This window comes from Intestinimonas sp. MSJ-38, assembly GCF_018917925.1.
Taxonomy (GTDB): domain Bacteria; phylum Bacillota; class Clostridia; order Oscillospirales; family Butyricicoccaceae; genus Pseudobutyricicoccus.
Map to the genome: position 1 here is coordinate 118170 of NZ_JAHLPO010000007.1, position 9076 is coordinate 127245.

The 9076-nt window shown below is 56.4% G+C and carries 12 protein-coding genes; 9 read left to right on the forward strand and 3 right to left on the reverse strand.

Translation table 11 applies throughout. The features are described from left to right. Positions 1-33 precede the first annotated feature (33 nt). Both KQI26_RS06445 and KQI26_RS06450 read right to left on the reverse strand, forming a co-directional pair. On the reverse strand, positions 34-984 hold the full coding sequence (locus KQI26_RS06445) for a M14 family metallopeptidase (protein ID WP_216503769.1): 951 nt from the start codon (positions 982-984) through the stop codon (positions 34-36). Between the two features lie 94 nt (positions 985-1078). Beyond that, a complete protein-coding gene (locus KQI26_RS06450) occupies positions 1079-1267 on the reverse strand; it encodes a hypothetical protein (RefSeq protein WP_216503770.1) in 189 nt (62 codons plus the stop codon). 89 nt (positions 1268-1356) lie between these two features. Between KQI26_RS06450 and KQI26_RS06455 the strand changes: the two genes are divergently transcribed. Beyond that, positions 1357-1557, forward strand: a complete 201-nt coding sequence (locus tag KQI26_RS06455; protein WP_216503771.1) for a helix-turn-helix domain-containing protein — start codon at positions 1357-1359, stop codon at positions 1555-1557. A 228-nt stretch (positions 1558-1785) separates the two neighbouring features. Here the strand turns inward: KQI26_RS06455 and KQI26_RS06460 are convergent, their stop codons facing one another. Further along, positions 1786-2355, reverse strand: coding sequence for a rubrerythrin family protein (locus KQI26_RS06460; protein WP_216503772.1), 570 nt, complete (start codon positions 2353-2355; stop codon positions 1786-1788). A 191-nt stretch (positions 2356-2546) separates the two neighbouring features. On the opposite strand from KQI26_RS06460, the gene KQI26_RS06465 reads away from it, so the two are divergent. From KQI26_RS06465 to KQI26_RS06500, 8 genes are all read left to right on the forward strand, one after another. After that, positions 2547-2759, forward strand: coding sequence for a FeoA family protein (locus KQI26_RS06465; protein WP_118747494.1), 213 nt, complete (start codon positions 2547-2549; stop codon positions 2757-2759). A gap of 127 nt (positions 2760-2886) precedes the next feature. Then, complete coding sequence (locus KQI26_RS06470; RefSeq protein WP_216503773.1) at positions 2887-4890, forward strand: ferrous iron transporter B; 2004 nt, start codon at positions 2887-2889, stop codon at positions 4888-4890. A gap of 45 nt (positions 4891-4935) precedes the next feature. After that, entirely contained in the window at positions 4936-5097 is a 162-nt protein-coding gene (locus KQI26_RS06475) for a FeoB-associated Cys-rich membrane protein (RefSeq protein ID WP_216503774.1), read from the forward strand. Positions 5098-5278: 181 nt separating this feature from the next. Continuing rightward, positions 5279-6907, forward strand: a complete 1629-nt coding sequence (locus tag KQI26_RS06480; protein ID WP_216503775.1) for a DUF342 domain-containing protein — start codon at positions 5279-5281, stop codon at positions 6905-6907. Between the two features lie 113 nt (positions 6908-7020). Continuing rightward, positions 7021-7488, forward strand: coding sequence for a chemotaxis protein CheX (locus KQI26_RS06485; RefSeq protein WP_216503776.1), 468 nt, complete (start codon positions 7021-7023; stop codon positions 7486-7488). A gap of 37 nt (positions 7489-7525) precedes the next feature. Continuing rightward, on the forward strand, positions 7526-7900 hold the full coding sequence (locus KQI26_RS06490) for a response regulator (protein ID WP_118747489.1): 375 nt from the start codon (positions 7526-7528) through the stop codon (positions 7898-7900). Positions 7901-8014: 114 nt separating this feature from the next. Next, positions 8015-8320 carry a carboxypeptidase-like regulatory domain-containing protein gene (locus tag KQI26_RS06495; RefSeq protein ID WP_216503777.1) on the forward strand — a complete coding sequence of 102 codons (306 nt, stop codon included), beginning with the start codon at positions 8015-8017 and terminating at the stop codon, positions 8318-8320. Positions 8321-8698: 378 nt separating this feature from the next. Next, positions 8699-8917 (forward strand): helix-turn-helix domain-containing protein, encoded by a 219-nt coding sequence (locus tag KQI26_RS06500; RefSeq protein WP_216503778.1) that lies wholly within the window; start codon positions 8699-8701, stop codon positions 8915-8917. Positions 8918-9076: the final 159 nt, after the last annotated feature.

Below are 9076 nucleotides of genomic sequence, written 5' to 3' on the forward strand. Positions count from 1 at the left end.
AGCCCTCCGGCAGAAATGCCGGAGGGCTGTTTGTCATTGGGTTTGTTTCTCATCCCAGGTTCCATAGGCGATCAAAGGCTCGTTTTTCCCCACGCCCAGAGCGGTGGTGTGATAGAGCACCACTCCATCAGATTCCGCCTGTACCCGGCAGATGACCGAGCCTTCCAGATTTTCCACCACGCCCAGCAGCTGCCCTTTTTTCACCATGTCCCCGGCCTGCACCTGGGGATACCAGAAGCCCTCTTCCTCCCCTTCCACATACCAGGCTTTTGTGATCTCCCTCTGCAGCGGCGCGGGAACGGGGCCGGAGCAGATTCCCAGGTGGCAAAGCAAGCCCAGCACATCCTCCTGGCAGGCCTTCACTTCCTCCTCACTCCAAAGCCCCTGGCATCCCCGCTCAATAAGGAGCGCGGGAATCTTCTGCTGTACTGCCCAGCTATACAGGCCATTTTTGGCAGTGGAAGCTACCCGATAGGGCACATTCAGCACCTGAGCGGCCTGACGGGCGGCCCGGCACACTTCTTTTTCCCCTTCCCGCGGGAAAAAGACCAATGGCTGCAAACTCTCATTGCAATCGCCGCTGTGAAGATCGGCCAAAAAATCCGCTCCCGGATAAAGAGTCTGCTCCAGAGCCCAGGCCAGACGGAAGGCGGCGCTGCCCTGGGGCGAGCCGGGGAAAGCCCGGTTCAGATTGACCTTATCTTCCGGCACCACCTGTTTGGCCCCGGCATAAAAGCCCTGAGGATTGGCCAAGGGCAACAGAAAAACGCTGCCCTTCATCTCTCCCGGCTCCAGCTCTTTGATCAGACGGCGAAGTGCTTCTACCCCCACATATTCACACCCATGAACACCGGCGGTGACCACCAGCCGGGGGCCGGAAGACGCTCCGCGCAGACACATCCCCCGCAGCACTTCGCCTCCGGGCACCGGGATCTCCACCCATTTTTTCTCCCCGGGAGAAACATCCTTTTCCCAAACAGTCATACAAGCAGCCTCCTTTAGTTAGTTTATGCTAACTGAAGGATAGCACACTTTCCCCATAAAAGCAAGGGGAACGGGGCATTTTCCCGTTCCCCTGTTATTTTTCCTGTTTTTCTTCCGGGCCGGTGTCCTTGATGGGCAAAAGGGTCAAAGAAGGTTCTCTTTGGTTGAGATAGGTCTCCTCACACTGGCGCTGGGCCTCGATAAGAATACGGATGGCCTTCTCGCTGGCCTGCATCATGGTATAGTACATGGTTTTATAATCGGCGTAATCGCTCAATGCCATCACCTCTTTTTTATAAAATTTTAGGACAAATAGTCCATTTTGTCAATAGTACCATTTGTCCTTTGTTATAGTGGGTACGGTGATAATTTATGAATCTCCGTATCCGGGATTTGCGGGAGGATGCCGACCTGACCCAAAAGCAGGTGGCCGATATCCTGCAATGCGATCAATCCCTATATTCCAAATATGAACGGGGTCTTCGGCCATTGCCTCTAGAGGCCGCTGTCCGTCTGGCTCAGTTTTATCAGGTTTCTCTGGACTATCTCACCGGCCTCAGCGATACCCCCTGACATCAAAACCGCCCTCTTTGGAGGGCGGTTTTTTGTGTGTCGAAAAAGTGGCTTAGGCCACTTTTTCGAGTTTTTGCAAGGGGCTGTATGCACGCCTTTGGCGCACACTCGCCCCTTGAGAAGTGCAAAAAGCCACGCACAGGTCGCGGCTTTTTGCGGATTGATAGGGGTAGAGCAGACGACCCTTTTCGTTATATAGGTTTTTCTATTCTTAATATAATGTACTTTTTAGCCTTCCACATTCTTCTGGATAGTGGTAGGCTCGAAGGAACCAATGGCCTGGCACACATGGCACACATCGGGAGCCTTTTCATAAGTGGCGCCGCAGAACTGGCAGCGGTAACCGGCCACCGAGATCATCTTGCTTTCCGCAGGCTCCACCGGTGCGGGAGCAGCTGCTTTATTCTTGGCCTTCAGCTTGGCCAGCGCACCCAGGAAGCGGAACTCGTGATCCTTTTCGATCTTGGCGATCTCATCAAACAGGGTGCCGATGTGGGAGAAGCCCTCTTCCCGGGCCACCTGAGCGAAAGCAGGATACATGCTGCTCCACTCGCCATATTCCCCTTCCATGGCCTCCTGCAGGTTCTCGCTGCTGGTGCCGACCTGCTTCATGCTCTGGTACAGCAGTTTGCCGTGGACGCCTTCATTGCGGGCCATCATCTCAAACAACTGGGCCACTTCCTCTTCCCCTTCCTGCTTGGCCTTGTCGGCGAAAAACAGGTATTTGTTCCGGGCCATGGACTCACCGGAAAAAGCGGCCAACAAATTCTTCTCTGTGCGTGTTCCCTTCAGATCCATTGTAGTTTCCTCCTATATGTCTATATGTGTGAAAAGTGTTTCGTTCCTCTTGACATGGAATACTATACTCTTTTAGTCCACATTTGTCAACCCCGGAAAAAAATTCCCCTCCCCCTTGACAAAGGCCCTGGGCAATGGTATAGTAATGCACGGTTAGTACTGACTAACCAATTGCAAAGGAGGAATCCCCCATGAATCTCACCCATGCACAGGAAGGCGTGGAATACATCGTCAAAGAGATCCTTACCGACGATGAGGAACTGGACAGTTTCCTGTTTTCCCTGGGCTGTTTCAGTGGCGAGCCCATCACCGTCATCTCCCACCGGGAGGGCGGCTGCGTGGTCTCCATCAAGGACGGCCGGTACAACATGGACACCCAGCTGGCCGAAGCCATCCAGATTTGACCGTTTTTTTTTGAAAGGCGGTTAGCTTTCGCTAATTCCGCCTTTTCTTTCCCCACGAAGTTAGCGTATGCTAATCACAATGCATATCACCCGACCAGAGGCCGGGTATAGAGGAGGAATAAAGAATATGAGAATCGCGCTGACGGGCAATCCCAACAGCGGCAAGACCACCATGTACAACGCCCTCACCGGCCGCAACGAGCGGATCGGCAACTGGGCGGGGGTCACCGTGGAAAAGAAGGAAAGCCCCATCAAAAAAGCCTTTTATTCCGGCTCCCCGGAGCTGACGGCGGTGGACTTGCCGGGGGCCTATTCCATGTCCCCCTTCACCTCGGAGGAAAGCATCACCAGCTCCTATGTGAAGCATGAGCACCCCGATGCCATCATCAACATCGTGGACGCCACCAACCTCAGCCGCAGCCTGTTCTTTACCACCCAGCTGCTGGAACTGGGCATCCCTTTGGTGGTGGCACTGAATAAAAGCGATCTGAACGAAAAGGCAGGCAACCGGATCGATACCAAAAAGCTCAGTGAGCTGCTGGGTTGTTCGGTGGTGGAGACGGTGTCCACCTCCTCGGGGCACACCGGGCTCAAAGAAGCGGTTTCTCAGGCGGCCTCCCTGCTGGGACAAGGCCAGAAGGCTCCCTATTCCCAGGGAAATGTGGACCTGACCAGCAAAAAGGCGGTGGAACAGGCCGACCGGGCCCGCTTCGCCTTTGTGAACACCATCGTCTCCCGCGTGGAAACACGCAAGACCCTCACCCGGGAGAAAAACAGCCAGGACCAGATCGACAATGTGCTCACCAATAAATGGGCGGGTATCCCCATTTTTGCTGTGGTGATGTTCCTGGTGTTCCAGATCTCCCAGGCCTGGGTAGGCCCCTTCCTGGGCGATACCCTGGCCGGCTGGATCGACTCCTTCAAGGGCACGGTGAGCGGCTGGATCGAAGGCAGCTCCCCCCTGCTCCAGGCCCTGCTGGTGGACGGCATCATCGGCGGCGTGGGCGCTGTACTGGGCTTCTTGCCCCTGGTGATGGTGATGTACTTTCTCATCGCCCTGCTGGAGGACTGCGGCTATATGGCCAGAGTCAGCGTGGTTCTCGACCCCATCTTCAAGAAAGTGGGCCTTTCGGGCAAATCGGTGATCCCCTTTGTCATCGGCACCGGCTGCGCCATCCCCGGCGTCATGGCCTGCCGCACCATCCGCAATGAAAGAGAGCGGAAGGCCACCGCCATGCTCACCCCCTTTATGCCCTGCGGCGCCAAACTGCCGGTGATCGCTTTGTTTGCCGGTGTCTTTTTCCATGACGCCTCCTGGGTGGGCACACTGATGTATTTTGCAGGCATCCTGCTGATCTTCCTGGGAGCCCTGCTCATCGGCAAGATCACCGGTTACAAAAACCGGAAGTCCTTCTTCCTCATCGAGCTGCCCCAGTACAAAATCCCCAGCCTGAAGCGGGCCACCCTGGCCATGCTCTCCCGGGGCAAGGCCTACATCGTCAAGGCCGGCACCATCATCCTGCTGTGCAACACGCTGGTACAGCTGATGCAGAACTTCACTTGGCATTTTACATTGGTGGAAGAAGGCATGGAGAGCTCCTCCATCCTGGCCTCCATCGCCAGTCCCATCGCCGTTTTGCTCATTCCCCTGGGCTTTGGGGTGTGGCAGCTGGCCGCCGCCGCTGTCACCGGCTTTATCGCCAAGGAGAATGTGGTGGGCACACTGGCCGTGGTTTACGGCATCACCAACTTCATCAATGTGGATGAACTGGTGCTCACCCACGGGGCCGATCAGGTGGCCGCCATCTTCGGCCTGAGCCAGGCCGCCGCTCTGGCCTACCTGATGTTCAACCTGTTCACCCCGCCCTGCTTTGCCGCCATCGGCGCCATGAACTCGGAGATCCGGGACAAAAAATGGCTGCTGGGAGGCATCGGCCTTCAGTTTGCCACAGGCTATGTGGTGGCCTTCCTGGTCTACCAGATCGGCACATTGGTCACCACCGGCGCCTTTGGCCAGGGCTTCGTCCCCGGGCTCATCGCCGTGCTGGCCATCGTGATGGTATTCGCCCTTCTCATCCGCCGCACCGACCGACAGCTGTCCAGAGACTACGCTCTGAACGCCGGCGACTGATACGGCTGCGCTGCAAGCCCTTTCTGAAAAAGGAGGTTTTCAAAGATGTCCCCTATGGACCTTATTTTGCTGGGAGTGATTTTGGCCCTGGTGGCCCTGGCCGCCCGGTCTGTATACAAAGCCAAAAAAAGCGGCTCCCCCTGCATCGGCTGTGACGCCGGAAAGGGCTGCTGCCACTGTTGCTCCTCGGCCCAAAAGAAAAAATAGAACTGAGACCCATTTCCCCGGAGGTAAAACCTCCGGGGAAATTTTTCTTCCGGCTGCTTATCTCCTGGAAAAACAGGACGATATGGAAAATAGGTCTATTTTTGTGACAAATTCCCTCTTTTATTCTCTTTCTCTCTGTGCATAGCCCGGGGTTTTCCCGGCGTCAAAGGAAGTGAAATCAATGGAACCAATGGAGCACTGGCATCCTCAGTACTTCCGCCTGGAAGCAGAGGACACGCCCCCAGAAACCATGCGGCTTCTGGCCTTTTCCATGGGCTTTGCCGCCCACAGTCCCTTGTGTGCCCTGCAGGGTATGTGGCAGGGCCAGCAGCCGGAATCTTTGGAGATCACCTTGCCCTCCGGCCCCTGGCAGGCGCTGGAGGCCAAAAGCAATGTGCCCCTGGAAGGAGGCCGGTTCCAGGCCGCCCTCACCCGGGCCGCCTTCGCCCGGCTCAGCCGTCTGTTGGAGCATTCCCCCCTCTATGCCGGGGAAAACCTGGACGGGCAGGCGGTGGTCCACCTGTCCCACGAGGATATGGTGGCCTGGATCTTTCTCCTGCCCCCGGTGGGCCAGGGCCATGAGCTGTCCTCCAACGATCTGCTCCAGGCCCTCATCGAAAAAGGGGTCACCCAGGGGATCGACCTGGAATTTCTCTGCCGCCTGCCCCACATGGAGGGCCGGTATTTCACCCCCTTCCCTGTGGCCATGGGCCGCACCCCTTCTCCGGGCCGGGACGGCTGGGTGGAAGAACTGTTCCCCCGCACCCTCACCCCCTTTCTGTCGGGAAACCTGGAGGACGCCAACTATGTGACTCTCAATCTGGTGCGGAAGGTGAAGGAGGGAGAGACCCTGTGCCGTCTCCACCCGGCCGTTGCCGGTCAGCCCGGCCGGACGGTGCGGGGACGCACCCTGGCCCCTCCCCCCACCAGCTCCCCTTCCCTGGAAGGGGGCCGCGGCACCCGCCTTTCCTCCGATGGCCTGTCCCTTCTGGCCGCCCGCAATGGCCATGTGCAGTTTTCCGGCAAAAGCTTTTTGGTGCAGCCGGTGCTGGAGATCTCAGGTGATGTGACCGCCGAAGACGGAGCGGTGAGCTTCCTGGGCGATGTGTATATCCACGGGGATATGAGCGCAGGGTCCATCCTGCGGGCCACCGGCAATGTGCAGATCGACGGCGTGGTGGAGGGCTGCCGCCTGGAAGCCGGTGAAAACCTGGTGCTCTCCCGGGGCGTCCAGGGCCAGGGGGAAGCGGACATCCGGGCCTACAAAAGCATCTTCGCCAAATACATGGAGCGCTGCAACGCCTATGCCGGCGAGAGCATCTATGCCGACTGCATCGTGGATTCCAATGTGTACAGTGACGACTGCATTTATGCCTGCACCGGCCGGGGCGTCATCGTGGGCGGCAGCATCCACGCCGCCCAGACGGTATCGGCCCAGACGGTGGGCTCCAAAAATGAGCGCCCCACCTCCATTTTCCTGGGCGGCAGTCCCAACGAGGAATTTGAGCGGGCCCAGCTCCAGGCCGAGGAAAACAAGGCCCTGGCCCTTCTGGAAACCCTGGAGGGAAAGCCCCAGACGCCCGAGGTAAAAAAGCAGATCCATTCCCAGCGTCTGGCTTTGAAAGTGGTGCAGATGAAGCTGAACCGCCAGGCCGGCGCCGAGCATCTCCACCCGGAAAAAGAAGCGGCTCCCGCCCACCGGCATTTGCTGTGCGATGCCTGCTATCCGGTGACAACGGTTACCATCGGCAGGGAGTTTTTTCAGGTGACAAAATACACCGCTCCCTGTGCCATCGGGCTTGACGATTGACCCTTGATTCGTGTATGATGATAGTATAAAAATATGTTGGTTTTCCTGCTCCGCCCCATGGCATTTCTTCTTAGAGTCAGACCCAATATTTTATTTTGAAAGGAGATTCCGATTTGGCAAACGCTCTCACGGAACAGGAATTTCTGTCCATCTCAGATCAGGCGCTGCGAAAGATCACCCATCACATGGGGCTGGTGCGTCTTTTCTCCCAGCAATCGGAATCATCTGAGGATATGTGCACGGTCTATACCACTTTTGAAGGCGACTATCAAGGCAGCCTGATCCTGTGTATGGACACGGAGTTTCTGCTTCACCTGGCCCAGCAGGTGCTGGATGCCAACGATGTAACCCCCCAGGACATGGAAGACACCGCCAAAGAATTTTTCAATGTGCTCTGCGGAAATGTATCCGCCGGGCTGCACCAAAGCGCCGGGCTTTCCACCCGGTTCCGTATCCCGCAGTTCCGCTGCGGGCCTGTGGCTCCTGTGCCGGAACCGTGTCGCGTCCTGTTCTATACCAGCTGCCGCCAGGAGGGGCTTCAGCTGATCCATTACCCTCTTCCCCTCCTCAAAGCGTTGTAACGCAACTATTTTTCAGATAAAGGAGTGTGATCCTCCCATGCCTAAAAAGATTTTGGTTGTGGACGATTCCCGCATTGCTCAGCTGCAGCTGCAAAAGATTCTGGCCGATTCCGATTATGAAGTAGTGGGATGCTGTCAGTCCGGCGAAGAAGCCCTGGAACTGTATGACAAACTCTCCCCGGACCTTGTGACCATGGACATTCTGATGCCCGGCATGGATGGGCTGGAAGCCGCCCGCCTGCTTTTGCAGAAGGACCCCAAAGCCCATGTACTCATGGTCTCTTCCCTGGCCTACGACGACACCATCGACGAAGCCGTACGCATCGGCGCCGCGGGTTTTGTCTATAAGCCCTTTGACGGCGAGCAGCTCTTCGCCGCTTTGAACAAGATTTTTCCTGCGGTCTCCGCTTGATGTCATCTGAAAACCGGCCTGTGATCCCCTTTTCACAGGCGCCTCCCCCCGGCCCCAAGGCCGGGGGGATTTTTTTGCGCCGTCCCCTTTTCCTCCTCGGAGCATACCATGGGCATGGGGCGATGGGAAACCCCATCTCCCTATGCCCATTTTTCCATTCAGGAGGTTTTTTCCACGGCGGATATCAAACAGGATCTGCTGTCCCTGCAGTACAGCACCAGCTTCTCCCTCAGCGGCATGGAGGAAGCCAACATTGACTTGCAGCTTTCGGTGGCGCCCCCGCCCCCATCCACCCTGACAGGTGTTGTCACCGACGGCGAAACTCCGGTGGCCGATGCCAAAACCAACAGCGAGGGCAAATATCTTTTCGCCGGCGTGCTGGCCGGGGATCATCTTGTCAAAGCCAGGCTGGAGCAGTAAACAAACTCGGTCAAAGCCCACCCTGCCCCTTCTCCTTGGGAGAAGGGGCAGAGAGCGTGTCGAAAAAGTGGCTTAGGCCACTTTTTCGAGTTTTTGCAAGGGGCTGGCGGAGGCACTCCGCCGGAGACAGGAACGGGCGTCCCGACACGGGACCGGGGAAACAGGCGGTGCTACATCGGCCTGTTTCTGCCTCCTGGAGAGCATATCGCCCTTTCTTTTTCCTGGGAAAATTTCTGTTTTTCCTTTACCCGCGAGCCCTTTTTACCCCCGGATTTTTTTGGTTTATCTTTCCTCTGATAGAAAACTCACCCAAGAACAATCCGTTCTAATAAGGGATTTTCTAGAATATTTTGGGCTATACTGGTTTTGGTGATTCCTATGTGGCAATATCGAAGGATCCGGGATCTGCGGGAGGATCTGGATATGACCCAACAAGAGATAGGCGAAGCCCTTGGATTTTCCCAGCGCACTTACGCCTACTACGAAAGCGGCCAACGGATGATCCCTCCCCAGGTACTCTGTGCTTTGGCGGATTTTCACCAAGTAAGCGTAGATTATATCCTAGAGCGTACCGATCAGAAAAAAATCAACCGATAACACCAAATACATCTTTCCCTGAAAAAACCCCCTGCACTTTTGAACTGCACCCCATTTGTTAGACAGTATGATATACTATCTAACAGATGGGGTGATTTATTATGTCAAGAGGAAAACCAAACAAACGATACACGCCGGAATTCAAGAAGCTGGTCGTAG